Raw genomic sequence first — 21,647 nt, 5'->3', positions numbered from 1 at the left:
AAGGAACAGGAAGCTGAAACAGTCCTGTTTCATACCGTGGAGGTTTGTTCTGCATGCTGCCCGGCGTATCTTTCCAGATCAAGCCGATACCCTTTGACCAGGGTTGTGCCGTTCATAATATCCGTCTCGAAGGCCCGCTCGAAGCCGAGTCTCTCATAGAGCTTGATCGCCGAGGCCATCATATCTGAGGTGTGGAGGTTCAAGGTTGCAGCCCCAAGCGCTAAGGATCTTCTGACAGCCTCATGGATCAGTAAAGCGGCAATGCCGCGGCCCCGGGCGTCCGGTGAAACCGCCAGCAAACGAATAATAGGTGAATGAATACCCAACTCCGGTCTGCCGTAAGCTTCCTCCGAGGAGAGGAACAGCAGTACACTGCCAACGATCTGTTGATCTATCTCCGCAATAATCCTCGCTGCCGGGGCTGTTCCGTGGACCGACAGAAGGATGGAATCACGGTATTCTATCCAATACGGCTCTGGCAGCACAGATGAATATTGACCATACGCCTCCAGCAAAACTCCCGCAATGGCTTCACGGTCGGAATCGACGGCTTCACGAATAATGATCTCTTTTGAGCTGGACATGTCGCGCCCCCTGTTCATGAAATAGAATAATTGAGCTTTATTATAATCGACAAATCCGATGAATATAAGTGGAATTTAACAATTCTGATAAATGAATAGAAAAGTTCTATCTACATTTGTGATTTTTTTAATGGTTTTTCTGAATAAGCACATGAGAAGTCTGTTGACAAAAAAAGGACCTGTGAATAAGATATTAACTAAATCTATAGGGAAACGCACTTTTAATTCATTGTTAAACGATTGGAATAGTTAATATTTCTAGATGTTAATGAGGAGGGTTATTATTGAACATCGAAAATATTGAGGCGTTTGTCTATATCAACCATTACGGGAGCTTCAATAAGGCCGCGGATGTCCTGTATATTTCCCAGCCCACAGTGACTGCCCGCATTCAGTCGCTTGAACGCGAGCTGGATTGCAGAGTGTTTGAGCGGCTGGGCAAGCAGATTCAGCTCACGGACAAAGGCAGGCAGTTTCTCCCCTATGCGCAGCAAATTCTGCAGGTCTATCAATCCGGGAAGCATCACATCCAATCGAAAGGCCAGGTTCCGAATGAGCTGAGAATCGGCAGCACGGTATCCGTCTCCAATTATCTGATGCCGCAGTTGTTGCTCCATTTGAAGAGAACTTATCCGAACCTTAATATCAAGCTGACGACGGCATCCACGGAGGCCCTGATTGACAAGCTGAAGGCAAAGGATATTGATCTGGCTTTTATCCGTAAGGTGGTTAATCCGGCAATTCAGGCCTATCCATTCTGTGAGGACCCGATTTCATTGTATGTGTATGAGGGACATCCGCTGGCTCAGACGGAGACGCGCCGTGCCTCCATTCAGAGCATCCGTGAGGAGACGCTTGTGTTCTTCGAATGCGGTTCTTTGGACTGGATGCGGCTGCACCGCGTATTCGGGAGCATGGAGCAGCCGCCGAATATTGTGTACCAGGTAGATAATCTGGAGACGGCCAAGAAGCTGGTGATTCGAAAAGCGGGCATCTGCTTTCTGCCGGCCTTGAGTGTGCAGGAGGAAGTGGACGCAGGGACATTGATCCGGGTGGATATTGCGGAGACGGAGGGCATCTCCTTACGGACCAGTCTGATTTCCTTAAACGGGGAGCATGCCGGATTTATCGAAACACTGCTGGAGCTGGTGCCGGTTCCGGGCAAACCGCTTAATCGACTTATTGTATAAATGGATTAAAAAACTCTATTAGCGCATGGTCACATGCAGTGATAAAGTTAATTGCATATAATCCAACTAAAACTATAGGGATTATAAACAAAACATTTTCATTCAAAGGGGATAACAAGATGAAGAAGACGATCTTACTGGCCAATTTATTGATTTTGACGCTGGCGATTGCCGGCTGCGGCACGAACAATAACAGCGCAAACAGCAGCAAGAGCGGAAATGCAGCCGAAGCAGCGCCACAAGCTTCCGCAGAAGCATCTGCCGCAGCAGATGAGCCGGCCAAAGTGACCAAGATCGTCGTCGGTACGGGCACCGGGTTCCCGAAGGTATGCTTCATTGATGAGAACGGTAAGCTGACGGGTTTTGATGTGGAGCTGATTAAGGAAATCGACAACCGTCTGCCGCAATATGAATTTGATCTGCAGACGATGGATTTCAGCAACCTGCTGCTGAGCCTGGAGACCAAAAAGATTGATCTGGTCGCGCATGTCATGGAGAAAAACCCGGAGAGAGAGCAAAAGTACTCTTTTAACAAAGAAGCCTACGCCCACTGGAGAAACCGTATTGTTGTTGCCAAGGACAATGATTCGATTCATTCCCTGGATGATCTGAAAGGTAAAAAGGTGCTGACTGGCGCAACCAGCGCGGAGGCGCAAATTCTGGAGAACTACAACAAAGAGCATGATAATGCGATTAACATTGTCTATCAGAACGGTGCGGCCAATGATACGGTGAGCCAGATTAGTTCGGGCCGGGTGGATGCTACGCTCGCTGCAGATTTTGTCCTGCCGATTATTGATCCGCAGAATAAGCTGAAAGCCATTGGCGACGAGTTGTCCTCCGCTGACATTCTGTATGTCTTCCGCAAAAATGATGCCGATTCCCAGAAGCTGTCGGATGCCATTGACGGAGCCATCAAGGAATTGAAGGCAGACGGCACGCTTGGCAAGCTGAGCACGGAATGGCTGGGAGCGGACGTTACTGCAACTACAGTTAAGTGACCAGAATGATAAATAGGGGGAAGGGGGTGCGGTATGGGCGCGCCATTTGATATCAGCTATATATTCTCATTTTTGCCCAAGCTGCTGAGTACGCTAAGCACCACACTTCTGATTGTCGCCTGCTCGCTGCTCGTAGGTATCCTTGTCGGATTTCTCATTGCCCTTCCCCGCCTGTATAAGGTACCGGTCCTGAAGACCTGCGCGGAGATTTATATCTCTTTTTTCCGGGGGACACCGATTCTAATCCAGTTGTTCTTGTTCTACTACGGTCTGCCTGAAATATTAAAGCTGGTTCATCTGGATGTGACGCGGACGCCGGTGCTGATCTTTGTGATTCTGACTTACGGGCTGCACAGCGGAGCCTTTATGTCTGAAATGATCCGCGCTTCGGTAACGGCTGTGGACAGAGGGCAGGTTGAGGCGGCGTATGCGTCGGGAATGACGTCCTATCAGGCATTTTCGCGGATTGTGCTGCCGCAGGCGCTGGGGATCGCGGTTCCTGTATTCTCCAATCTGGTGATTGCGCTGCTGAAGGATACTTCGCTCGCGTTTACCCTGGGCGTGATGGAAATGACGGGGAAGGCGCAGACACTGGGCAGCATCAGCCAGCATTTTATCGAAACATACATTGCGCTTGCTCTTATTTATCTGGTGATCAGCTATACCATTGAGAAGCTGCTGCTGGTGGCCGAACGGCGCCTCCTGCGGCATGAGGACAGCAGCAATCCTGTGAAAAAAATGTTCAGACTGCAAAAAAACAGTTCTTCCCGGAGGATCATTGCAGAGCTGGGACAGGGTAAAGGAGGAAGCGGATTATGAAGCTGGACCCTTCATTTATATGGACGGCATTTCTGCAAATTCTGACCGCAATTCCGACGACACTGTATATTACGATTGTCTCTGTGCTGGCCGGATTCATCATCGGGACCGTCGTGGCTCTCATCCGGATTTACAAGGTCCCGTTCCTGTATCCCCTGGCTGTAGGGTATGTCACGTTTATCCGGGGTACGCCGATGCTCACTCATTTGCTGCTGATCTATTTCGGGCTTCCGATGATTATTGACGGATTGGCGGTTTATTTTGGATGGGGCTTCAGAGCGGTATCCATTCCAATGATCGGCTTCGCTTATATTTCATTCTCGATTACGGCAGGGGCGTATATGTCCGAGGTGGTCCGCTCCGGTCTGCTGGCTGTGGACCGCGGTCAAATCGAAGCTGCCCATTCCGTAGGCATGACCACGCCCCAGGCGCTGCGGCGTATTGTATTCCCCCAAGCCCTGGCGGCGAGCTTGCCCAATCTGTCCAATTCGGTCATCGGCATGCTGCATGGATCGACGCTTGCTTTTACCGTATCGGTAGTGGAAATCAACGCCCAGGCGCAGATTGTGGCCTCGACGAACTGGAAGTTTTTTGAGGCATATCTGGCGGCAGCCCTTATCTTCTGGGGCTTAACGTTTCTGATTGAACGGGCAACCGCCCTGATCGAGAAGCGGATCAATCTATACAATCGAGGTGGAGTCGTATGATTAAGATTGAGCATCTTTCCAAGTCCTTCGGACGCCATCAGGTGCTGAACAATATTGATCTAACTGTTACCAAAGGCGAGGTGGTCGTCATTCTCGGACCCAGCGGCTCAGGCAAAACAACGCTGCTGCGCTCTGTAAATTACCTGGAGAAGCCCAGCGGCGGAGAGATAACCATCGGTGATTTCAAGGTGGACTGCCGGCATGCAAGGAAGAAGGAGATCCATCAGTTGCGGCAAAAAACAGCGATGGTCTTCCAGCAGTACAATCTGTTCCGGCACAAGACAGCACTGGAGAATGTGATGGAAGGGCTGGTTGTTGTGAAAAAGCTTCCGAAGGAGGAAGCGCGGAGCAAAAGTGTGGCGCTGCTGGAGAAGGTTGGGCTTGGAGCCAAGCTGGATGCGTATCCGAGCCAGTTGTCCGGGGGCCAGCAGCAGCGTGTCGGCATCGCCCGCGCTTTGGCGCTGGAGCCGGAAGTGATTTTGTTCGATGAGCCTACGTCGGCGCTGGACCCGGAGCTGGTCGGGGAGGTGCTGGCCGTAATCCGTAAAATCGCCAAGGAAGGCATTACGATGATTGTAGTCACGCATGAAATGGGTTTTGCCCGCGATGTGGCGAATCATGTGGTGTTCATGGATGGCGGAGTTATTGTCGAGGAGGGGACGCCTGTCGAGGTGTTCAACCATCCGCGGGAAGAAAGAACGAAGCAGTTTCTGAAGCGGATCACGCCGGAGCTGAACTATTCCATTTAGGAGGCAACCTTATGGCAATTACAATAAGTGTACTGGATCAAAGTCCAATCTATCCCGGAGAAACGCCGGAGGAAGCCTTTCAGCATACAATCAAGCTGGCGCAGTTATCCGAGCGGCTGGGCTTCCGCCGGTTCTGGGTTTCGGAGCATCATGACTCCGAGCAGGTGGCCGGCTCCTCCCCGGAGGTGCTGATCTCGCATCTGCTGGCAAAAACAGAGCGCATCCGAATCGGCTCCGGCGGCATTATGCTCCAGCACTACAGTCCTTATAAGGTAGCGGAAAATTTCAACGTGCTGGCTTCGCTGGCTCCTGGCCGTGTGGATCTGGGGGTCGGCCGCGCACCCGGAGGGCTGCCCCGGAGCACGCAGGCGCTGCGGCAGGGAGAAGAAGCGGCCACTTTGACGGACAAAATTATTGAGCTTGAGAAATATGTTCATAACAAGCTGGAGGAGGAGCATCCGCTGTTCGGATTGAAGGCGGGACCGATTCCGGGTACTCCGCCTGAGCTTTATGTGCTTGGCGCCAGTGTAGCCAGCGCCGAAATTGCTGCCGGGCTGGGGCTGCCGTACGTGTTCTCTTTGTTCATCGGCGGAGACCAGGCGGTGGCTGTGGAAGCGATTCGCGTCTACCGGAGCAAATTTGACACTTCGCAGGGCAAGGAGCCGCATGCGATTCTTGCACTTGCCGTGCTGGCAGCCGAATCGGAAGAGGAGGCCCGGGAGCTGGCCGGAGCGCACAAGCTGATCCGGATTCATCTTGCCAGCGGCAAAACGCTGACGGTGGCAACCCGCGAGCAGGCCGAGGAATTCACCCGGCAGAGCAAGGAAGACTACACGCTGGAAGAGCGGGAGCCGGAGATTACCAAAGGCACAAAGGAATCGGTCCGCGAGCAGCTTTTGGCGTTAGCCACGGCTTCCGGTGTTGAAGAGCTTATCGTGACAACCAATGTGCAGCCGTTTGAGAAGCGGGTCCGGTCCTTTGAGCTGCTGAACGAAGCACTTGCCGAAGTGCCTGCGGAGGCATAGCGGTTATGACGAATACAACGCTGAAATCCGGCGCGGAGGCGCTAAGTGAGACATTAATTGACATCCGCCGTCATTTGCACCGGCACCCTGAGCTTTCCAATGAAGAATATGAAACGACGAAATACCTCATTTCTCTGCTGGAGGAGGCTGGTGTGACAATTGTTGACTACGGGCTGAAGACGGGGGTTATTGCAGAGGTGGGCGGATTGCAGGGTGGACCGGTGATTGCCCTGCGGGCCGACATTGATGCGCTGCCGATTCAGGAGGAAACCGGACTGCCCTATGCTTCGCTGTATCCCGGCAAAATGCATGCCTGCGGACATGACTTCCATACGGCGGCCTTGCTCGGGGCTGTCTATCAGTTGAAGCAGCAGGAGAGTCAATTAAAAGGGACGGTAAGGTTTCTGTTCCAGCCAGCCGAGGAAAAGGCGAAAGGCGCGCAGCAGGTCATAGACAGCGGTGCGCTGGAAGGCGTCCGCGCGGTGATCGGGATGCACAATAAGCCCGAGCTGCCGGTAGGGACAATCGGGATCAAGAGTGGTCCGTTAATGGCTGCCGCAGACGGTTTTGCCGTGGAGATAAAAGGGTCCGGCTCCCACGCGGCGGTGCCGGAGACAAGCGTGGACCCTATCGTGGCGGCTTCACATATTGTAGCTGCGCTGCAAAGCATCGTCAGCCGCAATGTCAGCGCACTGCATAGCGCAGTAATCAGTGTCACGCAGATACACAGCGGAAATTCGTGGAATATCATTCCCGATACAGCGGTGCTGGAGGGCACAATCCGTTCCTTCGATGAAGCGGTGCGCAGCACGGTGCTGAAGCGCTTCGAGCAGGTGGCGGCCGGCGTTGCCGCCGCCTTCGGAGCAGAAGCCCGCGTGCGCTGGATTGGCGGACCGCCTCCGGTCATCAATGATGCGTTGCTGGCCCAGCTTGGGGAGGAGACATCGGCGGTGCTGGGCTACACTTCCGTGAAGCCGGTGCCTTCACCGGCTGGTGAGGATTTTGCTTTTTATCAGCGGGTAGTTCCCGGACTGTTTGTATTCATGGGTACTGCCGGCAGCCGGGAGTGGCATCACCCCGCTTTCGAGCTGGATGAGTCGGCGCTGCCGGTAGCGTCCGCTTTCTTCACCGGCCTCGCTGTGCGTGTGCTCGAACATTTCTCTTCCGAAGGAGGTGCAGGAGCATAGCCGTTCACCGGAATTATGACGTTATTATCGTTGGCGCCGGGTCCATGGGCATGAGTGCCGGATATCAGCTTGCCCGGCGCGGTGTCACAACGCTGCTCATTGATTCGTTTGACCCGCCGCATACACAGGGAAGCCATCACGGGGAGTCCCGGCTGATCAGGCATGCCTACAGCGGTGATCCCGCTTACATTGATCTGGCCCTCCGGGCCGATGCTCTGTGGAAGGAAGCTGAAGAGCACAGTGGAACGGAACTGCTTGTACGCTCAGGCGTGCTGAATCTGGCGGACAGTAGTGTATATTCCTTCAGCGGCCGCCTTGCGGAGGCGGAGAAGCGGAAGGTAAGGGTCGAGCCGCTGGATGCGGCGGAAATCCGCTACCGCTGGCCGGGGCTAAGCATCCCGGACCGCTTCGAGGCGATGTACGAGCCGGATGCCGGATATCTCTACAGCGAGAAATGCATCGGGGTGTACCGGCAGCTTGCTCTGGCACACGGCGCAGAGCTGCTTCCGAATACAGCCGTGCAGAATGTGACTGCCCGGGGAGGAAGCGTCACCGTCCATACCCGGAATGGCGATTATCACGCAGCCGCTGCTATTCTTAGTGCCGGTGCCTGGTTTGGGACGTTATCGCCCTTTATTACCCTGCCGATTAAGGCGGTCCGCAAGGTGGTTGGCTGGTTTCAGAGCACGCCGGATTTCAATGCCGGAAGCTTTCCCGGCTTTACGCTTGGTGCCGGGGAAGGCGGATATTACGGATTTCCCAGCATTGGCGGGGCAGGTCTGAAGATTGGCCGTCATGACACGGGTCTGGAATGGAAGCCGGGCGATCCGCTGCTGCCTTTCGGCAGCGAGGAGAGTGACGAAGGCGATCTTCGCCGTGTGCTGGAAGCCTATATGCCTGGCGCTGCCGGCCGGCTGCTCAAAGGGGCAGTCTGCAAATATGAGCATACGCCCGATGAGGATTTCATTATTGACCGCCATCCCGTTCATGCGAACGTGCTGCTGGCCGGGGGATTCTCGGGACACGGATTCAAGTTTTCCAGCGCTGTAGGCGAAATATTGGCGGATTTGGCGACAACCGGACGGACCGGACAGAATATCCGGCCATTTTCTTTGGCCCGCTTTGACACGCCGCCGGGTCAAGCACAAGCGGGACTTACATTGGAGGGGATCTAATGAGCAGTGTGCAGATCGGGGACTATCTGAATACTCATCAGCAATTGATACAGGCGGTAGAGGGCTTGACGGAGGAACAGCTTAGGTGGAAAGCGGCACCGGCGAGCTGGAGTGTAACCGAGGTGCTGGCCCATCTGGCCGATCACAGCATCGTGGTTTCGTTCCGCATCCGGGATATTCTGGCGGATACCAAGGTGCAGCTTCCGGCTTTCAACCAGGATGCCTGGGTTAGCGGGCAGCACGCGAATCAGGGGAATGCGGCTGACAGCCTGGAGCTGTTCCGCAGTCTGCTTCATTATAATAGTCTGCTGTTTGGACGGCTGAGCGATGAACAATGGAAGAAAAGCGGCATTAACTTCAAAGGGGAAACCGTCAGCATTACGGATATTGTCCGCAGCTTTATAGCGCATGTGCAGACCCATCTGGGCCAGATCGAGCGGATCAAGCAGGGGGCGGCCGCGGTGCCACTAAGTTAACCATAGAACTAAAAAAAATTAAAAAGCGGCAAAAGTAACGGAGGGGAAGTTTGGAACTGTAGGAGCGAACGCGTCCGCCTTTGTCTTCAAGTTTCATCCGCTAAGAGCGATATAAATTAAGAAATTTGAAGATGGGCAGCGGCCGGAAGTCCAAACATTCCCCGCAGTTACGACCAGACGCCAATATGAAAATCTATAGTTCACAAAACTTTTAAGGAGGAACATAACATGACCAAGCCAAAACAACTGAAGCTGGGGGCGCTGCTGCACGGGGTTGGAGGCGGCACGTCGATGTGGCGGCACCCGGATGCCAAGCCGGATGCCAGCGTGAACTTTGAGCTTTACAAGCAATGGGTGCAGAAGGCTGAAGAAGGCAAGCTGGACCTGATCTTCATCGCAGACGGCTTGTACATTAATGAGAAATCCATTCCTCATTTCCTGAACCGCTTCGAGCCGCTGACCATTCTTAGTGCACTTGCGGGAGTCAGCAGCAAAATCGGCCTGGTAGGCACCTTGTCCACCTCCTATAGCGAGCCTTTTACCGTAGCGCGACAATTTGGATCGCTGGATGTTATCAGCGGCGGACGGGCAGGCTGGAACGTGGTGACTTCGCCGCTGGAAGGCTCAGCATCGAATTACAGCAAGAAGGAGCATCCCGATCACGGCAAGCGGTACCGGATTGCGGCCGAATATTTGGAGGTGGCGCGCGGCTTGTGGGATTCGTGGGAGGATGATGCGTTTGTCCGCGACAAGGAGACGGGCGTCTTTTTTGACCCGGAAAAATTACACACGTTGAACCACGAAGGCGAGTTCTTCTCGGTTAAAGGGCCGCTGAATATCGCCCGTTCGAAGCAGGGGCAGCCGGTTATTTTCCAGGCAGGCTCTTCGGAGGTGGGCAAGAATTACGCCGCGAAGGAAGCCAATGCCATCTTTACCGGACAAGAAACGCTCGAAGAAGCGCAGGAGTTCTACAGAGATGTTAAAGCCCGCGTAGCTTCGTTCGGACGTAATCCTGACGAGGTCTTGATCTTCCCCGGAATTGCCCCTATCCTTGGGGACACGCCGGAGGAGGCGGAGCGCAAATACCAGGAGATTGCCGGGCTGGTGACAATTGAGAACGCGCTGAACTATCTGGGAAGATTCTTCGAGCATCATGATTTCTCGCAATACCCGCTGGATGAGCTGTTCCCCGAGCTAGGCGATTTGGGCCGAAACAGCTTCCAGAGCGGCACGGATAAAATCAAAAAGGATGCCAAAGAGAAGGGCTTGACCCTGCGCGAGGTCGCGCTGCAATCTGCCACTCCGCGAAGCAGCTTCATCGGTACACCGGAGCAGGTGGCCGATCAGCTTCAGGCCTGGTTCGAGGGCGGAGCGGCAGATGGCTTTATGCTGGGAGCCGCCGTTCCGAACGGGCTGGAGGAATTCGTGGACCGCGTTGTGCCTATCCTGCAGGAGCGGGGGCTGTTCCGTACCGAATATGAGAGTGATACCCTGCGGGGCAATCTCGGTCTCCCTATACCGGAGAATCGCTATTTGAAGGCTTCGGAGCCTGCGGCACAGGTGTAACGGCATCGTGGGACACGCCAAGCTCCGAAAACCGAATATTGCCGGAATGATGAGATCCACCGGATTGCTTGAGGATGAAATGGTTGCCATCCGCCGTGATCTTCATCTCCACCCTGAGCTCCTGTACGATGTTGCCCGTACCTCCAGCATGGTTGCCGAACTTCTGGAGAGTTGGGGGATTGCCGTGCGGCGGAATGTTGGCAAACATTTCGGGATGGGTGTCGCCGGTACTCTTGAAGGAACGGCGGGAGACGGGCCGACCATTCTGCTGCGGGCGGATATGGATGCTCTGCCGATTACGGAGCAGAATGAGGTGTCGTATAGGTCGCTGAACGCTGGAGTTATGCATGCATGCGGTCATGATGCCCATACCGCCATGCTGCTGGGAGCAGCAAAGACCCTGGCTGAATATCGGCATCAGTTGCCGGGGAAGGTGATCTTTATTTTCCAGCCCGCCGAAGAAGGAGCGGTCCAAAGTCCGCTGGATGGAAGGCTGCTCTCAGGCGGGCGCGATATGATTGAGGATGGAATTCTGGAGGGAGTGGATTATGCTTATGCGCTGCATGTAATGCCGGAGCTGCCGGTCGGCACGCTTGGCGTTCATCCGCACTATGCAATGGCAGCCTCCAGCCATTTCACGCTGGAATTACGAGGGACCGCCGGACATCATAGCGCTCCGCACCGGTCGGTAGATGCAATTCAGATGGCCGCCCGATTCATAACCGAGACCAATGCTCTGATGGCGAACCAAATTGATCCATCCGAAGCGGCGGTGCTGGCGTTTGGTACACTCAACGCCGGGACTGCCATTAATGTTATCGCAGAAAGCAGTGTTCTGACAGGGACATTCAGAGCATTCTCCAAATCAACCGTTGACGGAATCACCGAAGGATTGAAACGCCAGGCAGCAGCGATATCTGCTGCTTCAGGCGGAAGCTGGAAGCTGGAGCTGCGCGAGGGGATTTCCGTACTTAATGATAAAGCCGCTGTGCAGCGGGTGATCAGGGCGGCGCGCGAGGTGTTGGGTGATGATCAGGTACATGTACTGAATCAACCCAGTTTGGCCGGTGAGGATTTTGGCTGGTACCTGGATCGTGTTCCTGGCGCTTTTGCTTTTATCGGCTGTGGCAATGAGGAGATGGGAATTACCCATGCCATCCACCAGCCAAACTTCAATATTGACGAAGCTGTACTGGTACATGGCGCGCGTCTTTTAGTAAGGCTGGCTTTGCATGAGGCTTGAAGAGCTTGAAGAATAGCTGTACATCAAAAAAGGAACCTGCCCCATGAAAATACAGGGGAAGTTCCTTTTTTTCTCTAAGGATTGAATCCTTCAGTTTTGTTTATGGTCGCCCGGCTTCCGGCTGCGGAGCCGTTCAAGCTCTGCCTCAACCGCGCTGTTCAGCGGAGACTCGGCGGCTGCGGCGGAGTAATGATGGGTGCTCTCCGCTTGCGCCTCCCATTCATTGATTTTATCTTCCATCCGTTCGAAGCCGCGTGTGGCGGCACCGGGATTCAAGATTTGTCCGGGATATCCGGTTTTTGCTTTATAACCGCCGCTTGCGGACGATTGTTTTGTCAGCTCCGCCGCTTTGCGGGCACGTTCCGCCAGCTCAGCTCTTTTGGCTTTAAGCCGCTTATGCTCTTCTTTGGCATTCAGGAGGTTGCCCTCCAGCACCACAAGGGCTTCGCGGGTTTCTTCCAGGCCTTTATTGCATTCCTGGAGGCTCTCAGTGTAACGGATTTTTGCCATAACCGCTGCTCTGGCTGCAGGCTCATTGTTTTCACTCATCGCTTGCACGGCTTCAGCTTCGCTCCGCTCCGCCAGCACCTGATATTCGTAGATACGCCGCTCCAGGACGCTTGCTGCTGCTGTGAACTCACGCTGCTTGCTTTCGGCATCGGCTATCTTTCCTTCCAGATCCCGCAGATATTGTCCGGTCAGCAGCACCGGGTCCTCCAATTTATTCAGGCCTTCATGGATTGCCGCTTTGGTCAAGGTTGTAATTCTTTGAAAGATACTCATGTTCATTTCTCCTTTTTTAATAGGTATTAGTAACTTTAGGTTTCATATTAGGGTCTCGTCGTAACTGCGGGGAATGTTTGGACTTCCGGCCGCTGTTCGCGGTTGAAATCCGCAGACAGCCCATGCTTACGCTGCCAGCTTTCCTACGGAAAGCTCTCAGGCGGATGCTAACGCTCCTACAGTTCCAAACTTCCCCTCCGTACTCTTGCCCTTTTATGATTTTTTAAAGTTTATACAACGATTAGTAATACTCGTAGCCTTCAGGGTAGCTGTTGTACGACTCTTTAGGAACCAGGATACTGGCCAGAATATACAGGAATGCTACAGTGCCGAAGCTGAACAGGGCAGCGGCGACAACCAGCAATCTGATAATGGTAGTGTCGATATTCAGGTAACGGGCCAAACCTCCGCAGATGCCGCTGATTCTTTTATCGCTTACGGAACGGTACAATTTTTTCATAATTTCATCTCTTCCTCTCATATGGGTTAACCCTTAGCAGCAGTTCGTCTTTGCCGTTGTCTATGTGTTTATTGTAAAGCTATCAGGGATGCTGCAAAACGGCCTGAGGACTGTTCTTTCATCCCGACTAAAGTCGGGGATGGCTTCCGCAGTAAGACGGGGAACGTACCAATATATACCTGTAAGGGGGCTTTCTTTTTTTAACACAACCGGTCAGCCCGTTTATTTGAAATTTACAATGTCGGCCTATACTATACAGTACCAGAGCATATCAACATCAAGACAAGGGAGGACTGGCATGGGGATTCATCAATATTTCCGTTCTCTGAACGGGCTGGAGCGCATTATCCGTTGTCCGGGCAAATTCAAATTCGAGGAGCACAGCGTAGCGGCCCATTCCTGGAAAGTCGTGCAATATGCGAAGACTCTGGCGGACATTGAGGAGAAAAACGGCGCGGTGATCGACTGGAAGAAGCTCTATGAGATTACGAGCAGCCACGATTACGGTGAGATTTTTATCGGCGATATCAAAACTCCGGTCAAGCACTCTTCACTGCAGCTCCGCTCGCTGATCCAGCAGGTGGAAGAGGGAATGATCGACAATTTCATTAAGGAGCATATTCCCGAGGAGTTCAAAAGCATCTTCTACAACCAACTACGGGAGGGTAAGGATGATACCGTTGAAGGGCTGATTCTGGAGGTTGCCGACAAGATGGACCAGGTGTATGAGGCTTTTGCAGAGCTGCAAAGAGGGAATACGGAGAAGGAATTTGTGGTAATGTACCGCAATGCCCTGATCAAGATCAAGAACATTAAGTTAAAATGCGTCGAGTACTTTCTGGCGGAGATTCTGCCGGATATGGTGAATGAAGAAACCCTTTCTCCAATTGATCTCAGACAAATTACGGAAGAGGCGCTTGCTTTGTAGGAGCGGGAACTCTTCTTTTTTTGAAATATAAGCTTTATATGTTTTACGCCATAAATCATCCTTATATTTCTCGCTGAAACGGATACCGTTCTTTTAAGGACGGCGCAGCCGTTTCAACTTGGCATAAAATGCGGCTGAACCGTTAAAAGCGATATGAAGCGGAATGATGAGCATGACCGATTCCGTCGCTTGAGCGATCACCCCGAAGAAAATCCCCCCCAATAATACACGGAGAACCTAGTGTGCCGCGGGTTGATCAGCTTCACAGCAAGCGTATGGTTTCCTGATCGTACTGGCCATATTGTATTTTGTACTCGGCAAGCTGTACATGAGACCTGTGTACCACTTGTATGCCGATTCCTATCAAGCACACCGCAAAGGCAAAGATGAAGTTGAGATTATTGAAGGCTGACAATGTAGAGCGGAAATGCCCGTAAATCAAAGACTCCCAGACCGTCTGCCCGGCGGTTGGGAGTCTTTGTGCGGAGAAATTAAATCAGGTCAGACTTTTGCAGGAAGCGGTGAATCATTGCGGCAACCTCTGCCCGGGTTACGCTGGCTTTCGGTGCCAGAATGTCCTGGCTTCTGCCAGTGACAATCCCTGCCTTCAGAGAACCATTGACACTGGCGGCCGCCCAGGCGGACACCTGATCCGCATCTCTGAACGAGCTCAGCGAAACGTCTGTGCTTTGCGCAATGGCTGGAGTCAAGGCCATCGCCTTAGCGATCATGGTCATGGCCTGTTCCCGTGTAACCTTGTCCAGCGGACGGAAAGAGTGATCCTCGTAGCCCTGAACCAGGTTGTACTTGGCAGCGGTCAGAATCTCATCGTGATACCACGCAGAGGACTGTACATCCGTGAAGGAAGCAGCTCCGTCCTGCAGCTTGAGTCCAAGCGCTCTTACCAGAGTAGCGGCAAATTCGGCGCGTGTCATATCCTGATTAGGATAAAATGCGGTACCGTCAACTCCATTGATAACCATCCGTGAGCCAAGGTCATTGACCACATCCTGCGACCAGTGGTTTGCTACATCTGCGAAGGATACCGGATGGTAGACCACAGCATAGGTGCTGTTGGTGCGGCTGTTGATCTTCGCGTAAAGCACGCCGTTATTGTTCTCAATCTTCGTCGGAACATGGCGCACAGAACCGTCTGCTTCAATAACAAGCGCAGTGGTAATCTTGCTCGTATCCACGCCGCCTGCAAGCTGGATTGTTCTCTCAACATAGGAATTGAATGAATTCACTTCCACTGTCCGGTCTCCGCTTGTCGCATGGATGGTAAAATCCAGTGGAGCAGCAGCGATTGTAAAATTCCCTGCAGCAGCGGCATTATCAATGATCTTCATCTGATCCGGTGCAGGTGTGGAGATTTGAATCTGCACTTTGACGTTCTGTAGTTCTGCTGTTTGCCATAACTGATTCGCAATGTTGTCCATTTGGATCTGCTGTGCGGGCAAAGTATACGAAGCCTGTGGTGTTTGGATCTTGATTACAGCCTGGTGCTGCTCCAGATTTTTTACTATTCTGCCGTTCAGCTCACCAATGAGGATACCGGCAGTTTGCGTGAATGGAAACGTAATAACTGCTCCCGGACCGGCAGTGTTCAATTGCTCTTCAAGCTTGGCTTCGTTCACTGAGAGTATGGCGGCAGCTTGATTATTAATCTGCTTCAATGTGATTTGCCCGATACTCTGGATCTTTCCGTTAATCAGTACAGAGGCGCCTGGGTCTGCTGCGGCCGCTGTTGGAGCTGGCGCAGTGACTGGAGCTGCCGGTGTTACTGAATTGGAAGGAGCGGAATCAATGCTGCTGCCTACGGCGTTAATGGCTTTAACCGTGAACGTATAGACTGTTCCGTTCTGCAATCCCGTAATGGTGACCGGACTCATGACCGAGCTGGCCTTGAAGCCGCCAGCGGACGAGCTGACCTCAAATCCGGTAATCGGACTTCCGCCGTTGTCTGCAGGCGAGGCAAAGGTAATGGTGGCTTGTCCGTTTCCGGCGACTGCGCTAACTTCTGACGGCGCGCCCGGAACGGTGGCCGGTGTGGCGCTTGCCTGATTGGAGGCCAAGCTGTCTCCGGCTGAATTGACGGCCTTGACTACATAATAATAAGTGGTTCCGTTCGTGAGTCCGGTTGCATTATAGGTATATACGGAAGCTTGAACCGTATTCAGTTCTGTACCATACGTGTCGGAACTGACACTTTGGTATACCTTATATCCGGTTGAGCCTTCCACCGGACTCCAGGTCAATTGCACCTTGGCGTTGCCAGGCACGGCAGATTCAAGTACTGGTGCTCCAAGGACCTTTGGAGGTGTAGTATCGACGACTGTAATCACCAATGTCTGCACTGCACCCGCATTGAAAGTAAAGGTTAATTGCGTAGTGCCAACTGCCTGCTTCGCCAGATAGGCTTTGGAGATCGTGACCGTATCTCCATCGACGGTATAATCTGTGCCCGGCAGCAGCGGCTCATCGGCATTATGAATACTGGTCAAAGTGTTATCGTTAAGCGTCAATGTGGTGATGATATCGGCCTCGGCATCACCGCGTTTGTCAAAGCTTACCGCATCCGGGTTGATCGTGCTGTTCTTCGGGGCGGTAAGTGTATAGGTTTCGCTCATAACCTCGCTGTCTTGCATATTGTTCTTGACGGCAATAGCTTGAAGCGTCATCGCCTGCGTTACAATGATAGGGTTGCTATACACGGTACTGCTGACAGTAGGTATACTGCCATCCGTTGTATAGTAGATAGTTGCACCTGGCGTTGTTGAAGATAAGGAAATCCCGGTTCCGGCAGGAACTGCTCCCGAGGCAGGGGATGCCTCCGGTTTGGCTACCTGTGCTGGTATCGGGTTCGCGGCTGCAGCGGTGGAAACCATAAAAGTTCCGACCATAAACGGACCGCTGCTGAGTCCAGGGGAAGCAGTCACGGTCATGGTGTCTGTATCAATGACACTCATTGAATTGCTTCCATAGTTGATCGTATATACATTTTTACCGTCCGAGGATAATCCAATTACGTAAGGATTTGAGCCGACGGGAACAGTATTGATTACAGTGTGCGTAGCAGTATCAATAACAGATATATTGTTGGAAAAGGTGTTTGCTACATAAACACGGCTTCCGTCCCGGCTGACCTCTGTAGCGCTTGGGTTGTCGCCTACCGGAATCGACGCTTCGACGCTGCGGCTCGCAACATCAATAACTGATACCGAATTGCTGCCCTGATTGGCCGTATAGATTTTGGTACCTGCAGCATTGACGGAGAGCCCATAAGGTCTATTTCCAACGGTTATGTCGCCGACAAGCTCCTCATGGATAAGATCTACAATCTTGACCTGGCTGCCGCCCTGGGCAGTAACAAACAAGGTGTTGCCAATCACCACCATCGCCGTCGGACTTCCGGGAACAGGGATTGTGTTCGTTACCGTTAAGGACCCTGTATCAATGACAGAGATCGACCCGCCGCCTTGGTTGGCAACATAAGCTTTGCTGCCATCCGTATTAAAGGCCACACCGTGTGGGGCTAAGCCAACCGGGAGGGTGCTAATGACAGTATCCGTGGCCGGGTCGATGATCGAGACGCTGTTGCTTCCCCGGTTCGTAACAAAAATCTGCTTGCCCGTTGGATTGAACCCGGCACTATTGGGATTCGTACCCACGTGAATTTTCGCCTTTTCAACCGTGTTTGTGGTTAGGTCGACTACGTCTACTACACCGAAATTGAAGCTCGTGATATATGCTTTGTGAAGCAAATCCGGTTCGGCGGCTGCAGAGGCCGGGGACGTGATACCTGTCAGATTGACAAGCAGTGCAGCGATTAATGGAAGTACATAAAGCTTGGAGGAAATCTTGTTTTTTCTCAGTGTGGTCATCTCCTTGTAGGGTAATCATGAAGTATAAGGCACAAGCTTTAGAGAGATATATCGGAAGGTGGAATATAAAAGATTAGATTCTAAAATTTTATTTTAAAGTTTTCTGAATTCCGGGAAGGCAACGTCTTCAGCTATCTTTACTCGATTCACCTATAAAACACACTTGACTAGTTGGAATAATAGGATTATAGTATGAAAAAAGCTTGAACAGCAGAGAAGCAGGTCTAAAATAATCGTCTATTCAATCTATTACAATTTTAAATTAATAATTGTATACAATTATACAAATATTTTTAGTGGGTACCCCACAAATTGCCGATGAGGAGCAGTATAGGTATGGTGATACGGTCACGGAGATTGTCAAAGGATAATACATATGATGCGTTAAAGCAAAAAATTATTGATAGTGAACTAGCGCCTAATCAGGCGGTAAATGAAGAAAATTTAGCGGCATTGCTCGGGGTCAGCCGCACTCCGCTAAGAGAGGCTATTCAGAGGCTGGAGAATGAGGATTTTCTCGTTCGTCAGCCGAATGGAAGGTTGCGGGTAGCCTCAATAACGACCAAAGAGGTTGAAGAGGTTTTTCTGATTCGCAGCATGCTTGAAGGCTACATTGCGAGAAGTGCAGCTAAGAATGCTACAGAAAAAGATATTCACAAATTAACGACGATGATGGAAAAATTAAAACATTCCTTTCAGCTAGGCGACAAACAGGATTTTGTATCCTATGGTTTTGAGTTCCACGATTATTTATCTGAAATAAGTGAACTCACAACATTTGAGAAGGTTCTGAATCAATTAAGAGATCATTCGCTTCGCTACTGTCGCTATGTCTCGTTGCACGGGAATTGGAACACACAGGCGGATGAAGAACATAACTATATTCTGCAGATGATCGCTGACAAGAATGAAGACGGTGCCGAGAAAGCAATGCGGGATCATATTCTAAGCAGTCTATCTACTGCGCTTGAGCAAATCAAAGAGATTGAAGAACCATGACGAAAGGGGAGCATTTCAGCAATGAATCCACATGAGATTGATCAAGCTTTAGCTAGTCAATTAATAGAGGTTCGAAGAAACCTGCACCGGGAACCAGAGCTGGCATATGAAGAGTTCAGAACAACAGAGAAGCTGCGGGAATGGCTGACAACTGCCAATATACATATTCTGGACCTCCCTTTAGAAACCGGACTTATCGCAGAGATCGGTCAAGGTAACGGGCCTGTTGTGGCCATCCGCTGTGATATTGATGCACTTCCTATCGAAGAACAGACGGCATTGCCTTTTGCATCGGAGATTCCAGGGAAAATGCATGCATGTGGTCATGACTTTCATACCGCTGTCATTTTAGGTGCGGCACTCTTGTTGAAGACTCGTGAAAGTGAATTGCCGGGAAGGGTTAGAGTATTGTTCCAGCCGGCGGAGGAAACAGGACACGGAGCGGAAAGTGTATTGGCATCAGGAGGTCTCAAGGATGTAGCTGCCATATTTGGTTTGCATAATTCACCGGATTTGCCTACGGGAGCTTTTGGAACGAGAACGGGAGCTTTAACGGCAGGTGTAGACCGGTTTGAAATTACTGTAAAAGGTGTTGGCGCTCACGCTGCTACTCCGGAGAAGGGTGTGGATACCATTGTGGCTGCGGCGCAAATGATAACAATGCTGCAAACCATCGTAAGCCGTCAAAATAATGCATTAGAGCCGGTCGTGTTAAGTGTTACCAGAATTAATGGGGGCTTCACATGGAATGTATTGCCGGAAAAGGTTGAATTAGAAGGTACGGTTCGGACCTACAATGAAGAGATTCGCCGCCATATTCCCAACCAAATGACTAGAATCATCGAAGGGATTGCCGCAGGAGCCGGGGCAGAGGCGCAATTGCATTGGTATCCGGGCCCGCCGGCAACTATTAATCACGGAGAATGGACTGACTTTGCCAAAGAGGTCGCCAGCGATGCCGGATATGATGTGCAAGATATCCCGCCGCAAATGGGAGGCGAAGATTTCTCCTACTATCTACAGAAGATACCGGGTGCTTTTGTAAATATCGGATCAGGGCCGGCTTATGCTTTGCATCACCCTCGTTTCGACGTTGATGAGGCTGCCATACTGCCTGCCGCTAAATATTTTGCTTCATTGGCGGAACAAGCACTTGCGAAGCTGCAGGAGGGGAATGAACATGATTGAATTAAAGAATGTACATAAGACATTCACCCGGAAAGAGATGACCATAGAAGCTCTAAAAGGGATCAATTTAAAGGTTGAAAAAGGCGACATATTCGGGGTTATCGGTTATAGCGGTGCGGGGAAAAGCACATTAATCCGTTTAGTCAATTATTTGGAACGACCGACGCAGGGACAGGTTTTAGTAGCCGGGCGTGATTTAGGAACCTACAACGATAAAGAGCTGCGGGCGGCCAAGAAAAGTATAGGCATGATTTTTCAACATTTTAACCTGCTAGAATCTAAAAAAGTATTTGATAATGTTGCGATCCCTCTCGTTCTGCTGAAAAAGAATAAAAATGAAATCCGCAAGCGGGTACAGGAGCTGCTAGAGTTTGTTGGATTAAGTGATAAAGCTGGAAGCTACCCGAATGAATTATCTGGTGGACAGAAGCAGCGGGTCGGGATTGCCAGAGCGCTTGCCTCGAATCCGTCTATCCTTCTGTGTGACGAAGCGACATCCGCCTTAGATCCGCAGACAACACAATCAATTCTACAACTGTTGAAAAGAATCAATGCCGAATACAACATTACTGTGATGATCATTACACATGAAATGTCTGTCATTCAAGAGATTTGCAATAAGGTGGCTGTGATGGAGGAGGGGCGGATCATTGAGCAAGGAAGTGTTCTGGAGGTATTCGGCCATCCCCAGCATGCAACCACGCAAAATTTTGTGAAGACAGTTATTCAAAATAGCATGACCCCCAGCGTTCAAAAATCAATCAAGGATAAACATGGAAATCTGCTCTATAAACTAAATTTTGTTGGAGAAAATGCGTCTGAGCCCATTCTGTATGAGATGATTCGTTCTTGCGATATCAAATTCAATATTTTATTCGCAAATATGACGGAGATTCAAGAAACGACCCTGGGGACAATGATTATTCAAATTCACGGTGATAGGTCACAGGTTGATAAGGCTTTGGATTTGTTAAAAAGACATGAAGTCGGTGTAGAGGAGGTGGAGTCTTATGTTCTCGACATCAATAACAAGTGAGCAATTTCTCAAGGCAATCATAGAAACGATTCAAATGGTAGGAGTATCCCTTTTTGTGGGTTCTCTTATAGGAATCCCCTTGGGCATATTACTTGTAGTCACTCGTCCAGGTGGTGTTTTGGAGAATAAAGCAATTTATACCGTACTAAATCCGGTTATCAACATTATCCGTTCGCTTCCATTTATTATTTTACTGGTTTCTATTATTCCGGTAACAAGGGCAATTGTTCATACTTCAATTGGGACTAATGCAGCAATCGTTCCGCTGATTATCTATATCGCACCCTATATCGCACGTCTGGTAGAGAATTCTCTGCTTGAAGTGAACCCGGGAATTCTTGAAGCCGCTGAGTCGATGGGCGCTACGCCATTCCAGGTCATTTGGCATTTTTTATTGCCGGAAGCGGTCGGATCATTAATCCTGTCGTTGACCACTGCAACGATAGGGCTGATAGGTGCAACTGCAATGGCCGGAGTGGTAGGCGGCGGTGGAGTTGGAGATTTAGCCATAGTATATGGATACCAGCGGTTTGACACCGTAGTAGTCGTAGCCACCGTCATTATTCTTATTATTTTGGTGCAGGGCATTCAATCTTTAGGCAACACACTGGCGAGAAAAATTCGCCGCTACTAGTTATTACAGATAC

Annotated in this window: 20 protein-coding genes; 16 read left to right on the top strand and 4 right to left on the bottom strand. The window is 51.2% G+C overall.

The annotated features are described in order from the left end of the window. Positions 1-29 precede the first annotated feature (29 nt). On the bottom strand, positions 30-584 hold the full coding sequence (locus B212_RS0119720; protein WP_019912743.1) for a GNAT family N-acetyltransferase: 555 nt from the start codon (positions 582-584) through the stop codon (positions 30-32). 284 nt (positions 585-868) lie between these two features. On the opposite strand from B212_RS0119720, the gene B212_RS0119715 reads away from it, so the two are divergent. The 11 genes from B212_RS0119715 (at position 869) to B212_RS0119665 (ending at position 11,722) form a co-directional block, all read left to right on the top strand. Beyond that, positions 869-1,774, top strand: a complete 906-nt coding sequence (locus B212_RS0119715) for a LysR family transcriptional regulator (protein ID WP_019912742.1) — start codon at positions 869-871, stop codon at positions 1,772-1,774. Between the two features lie 119 nt (positions 1,775-1,893). Beyond that, positions 1,894-2,775, top strand: coding sequence for a transporter substrate-binding domain-containing protein (locus B212_RS0119710; protein ID WP_019912741.1), 882 nt, complete (start codon positions 1,894-1,896; stop codon positions 2,773-2,775). Positions 2,776-2,808: 33 nt separating this feature from the next. Beyond that, positions 2,809-3,594, top strand: a complete 786-nt coding sequence (locus tag B212_RS0119705) for an amino acid ABC transporter permease (RefSeq protein ID WP_019912740.1) — start codon at positions 2,809-2,811, stop codon at positions 3,592-3,594. Next, a complete protein-coding gene (locus B212_RS0119700) occupies positions 3,591-4,301 on the top strand; it encodes an amino acid ABC transporter permease (protein ID WP_019912739.1) in 711 nt (236 codons plus the stop codon). Before B212_RS0119705 ends, B212_RS0119700 begins: the two co-directional genes overlap by 4 nt. Then, on the top strand, positions 4,298-5,050 hold the full coding sequence (locus tag B212_RS0119695) for an amino acid ABC transporter ATP-binding protein (RefSeq protein ID WP_019912738.1): 753 nt from the start codon (positions 4,298-4,300) through the stop codon (positions 5,048-5,050). Before B212_RS0119700 ends, B212_RS0119695 begins: the two co-directional genes overlap by 4 nt. 11 nt (positions 5,051-5,061) lie before the next feature. Continuing rightward, positions 5,062-6,075, top strand: a complete 1,014-nt coding sequence (locus B212_RS0119690) for an LLM class flavin-dependent oxidoreductase (RefSeq protein ID WP_019912737.1) — start codon at positions 5,062-5,064, stop codon at positions 6,073-6,075. 5 nt (positions 6,076-6,080) lie between these two features. Then, on the top strand, positions 6,081-7,262 hold the full coding sequence (locus B212_RS0119685; RefSeq protein ID WP_019912736.1) for an amidohydrolase: 1,182 nt from the start codon (positions 6,081-6,083) through the stop codon (positions 7,260-7,262). After that, the gene (solA, locus tag B212_RS0119680) at positions 7,259-8,437 is read left to right on the top strand and encodes an N-methyl-L-tryptophan oxidase (protein WP_269637018.1); all 1,179 of its coding nucleotides are present in this window, start codon (positions 7,259-7,261) and stop codon (positions 8,435-8,437) included. The genes B212_RS0119685 and solA overlap by 4 nt, the downstream gene beginning before the upstream one ends. Further along, the gene (locus B212_RS0119675; protein ID WP_019912734.1) at positions 8,437-8,913 is read left to right on the top strand and encodes a DinB family protein; all 477 of its coding nucleotides are present in this window, start codon (positions 8,437-8,439) and stop codon (positions 8,911-8,913) included. The genes solA and B212_RS0119675 overlap by 1 nt, the downstream gene beginning before the upstream one ends. Positions 8,914-9,141: 228 nt before the next feature. Then, a complete protein-coding gene (locus tag B212_RS0119670; protein ID WP_019912733.1) occupies positions 9,142-10,479 on the top strand; it encodes an LLM class flavin-dependent oxidoreductase in 1,338 nt (445 codons plus the stop codon). Between the two features lie 7 nt (positions 10,480-10,486). Beyond that, positions 10,487-11,722: a M20 metallopeptidase family protein gene (locus B212_RS0119665; RefSeq protein WP_019912732.1), complete on the top strand. Its 1,236-nt coding sequence runs from the start codon at positions 10,487-10,489 to the stop codon at positions 11,720-11,722. Positions 11,723-11,812: 90 nt separating this feature from the next. Here B212_RS0119665 and B212_RS0119660 read toward each other — a convergent pair whose 3' ends face one another. Further along, entirely contained in the window at positions 11,813-12,505 is a 693-nt protein-coding gene (locus tag B212_RS0119660; RefSeq protein WP_019912731.1) for a PspA/IM30 family protein, read from the bottom strand. A gap of 241 nt (positions 12,506-12,746) precedes the next feature. Next, complete coding sequence (locus tag B212_RS0119655) at positions 12,747-12,965, bottom strand: PspC domain-containing protein (protein WP_019912729.1); 219 nt, start codon at positions 12,963-12,965, stop codon at positions 12,747-12,749. 298 nt (positions 12,966-13,263) lie between these two features. Between B212_RS0119655 and B212_RS0119650 the strand changes: the two genes are divergently transcribed. Further along, positions 13,264-13,893 carry a YfbR-like 5'-deoxynucleotidase gene (locus B212_RS0119650; protein ID WP_019912727.1) on the top strand — a complete coding sequence of 210 codons (630 nt, stop codon included), beginning with the start codon at positions 13,264-13,266 and terminating at the stop codon, positions 13,891-13,893. Between the two features lie 491 nt (positions 13,894-14,384). On the opposite strand, the gene B212_RS33295 is transcribed toward B212_RS0119650, so the two are convergent. Next, positions 14,385-17,777, bottom strand: coding sequence for an S-layer homology domain-containing protein (locus B212_RS33295; RefSeq protein ID WP_019912725.1), 3,393 nt, complete (start codon positions 17,775-17,777; stop codon positions 14,385-14,387). Positions 17,778-18,113: 336 nt separating this feature from the next. Here B212_RS33295 and B212_RS0119635 point away from each other — a divergent pair, with 336 nt between their 5' ends. The 4 genes from B212_RS0119635 to B212_RS0119620 are packed head-to-tail and all read left to right on the top strand — an operon-like array spanning position 18,114 to position 21,634. Then, positions 18,114-18,776: a GntR family transcriptional regulator gene (locus B212_RS0119635; RefSeq protein WP_019912724.1), complete on the top strand. Its 663-nt coding sequence runs from the start codon at positions 18,114-18,116 to the stop codon at positions 18,774-18,776. Between the two features lie 21 nt (positions 18,777-18,797). After that, entirely contained in the window at positions 18,798-19,964 is a 1,167-nt protein-coding gene (locus B212_RS0119630) for an amidohydrolase (protein WP_019912723.1), read from the top strand. Further along, positions 19,957-21,000 (top strand): methionine ABC transporter ATP-binding protein, encoded by a 1,044-nt coding sequence (locus B212_RS0119625; RefSeq protein ID WP_019912722.1) that lies wholly within the window; start codon positions 19,957-19,959, stop codon positions 20,998-21,000. Before B212_RS0119630 ends, B212_RS0119625 begins: the two co-directional genes overlap by 8 nt. Further along, positions 20,975-21,634 (top strand): methionine ABC transporter permease, encoded by a 660-nt coding sequence (locus B212_RS0119620; RefSeq protein ID WP_019912721.1) that lies wholly within the window; start codon positions 20,975-20,977, stop codon positions 21,632-21,634. The genes B212_RS0119625 and B212_RS0119620 overlap by 26 nt, the downstream gene beginning before the upstream one ends. Positions 21,635-21,647 lie beyond the last annotated feature (13 nt).

Source organism: Paenibacillus sp. HW567, assembly GCF_000374185.1.
Lineage (GTDB): Bacteria > Bacillota > Bacilli > Paenibacillales > Paenibacillaceae > Paenibacillus_AQ.
The sequence above is the reverse complement of the archived record's forward strand: the minus strand, read 5'-3'. Positions and strand labels throughout refer to the sequence as shown.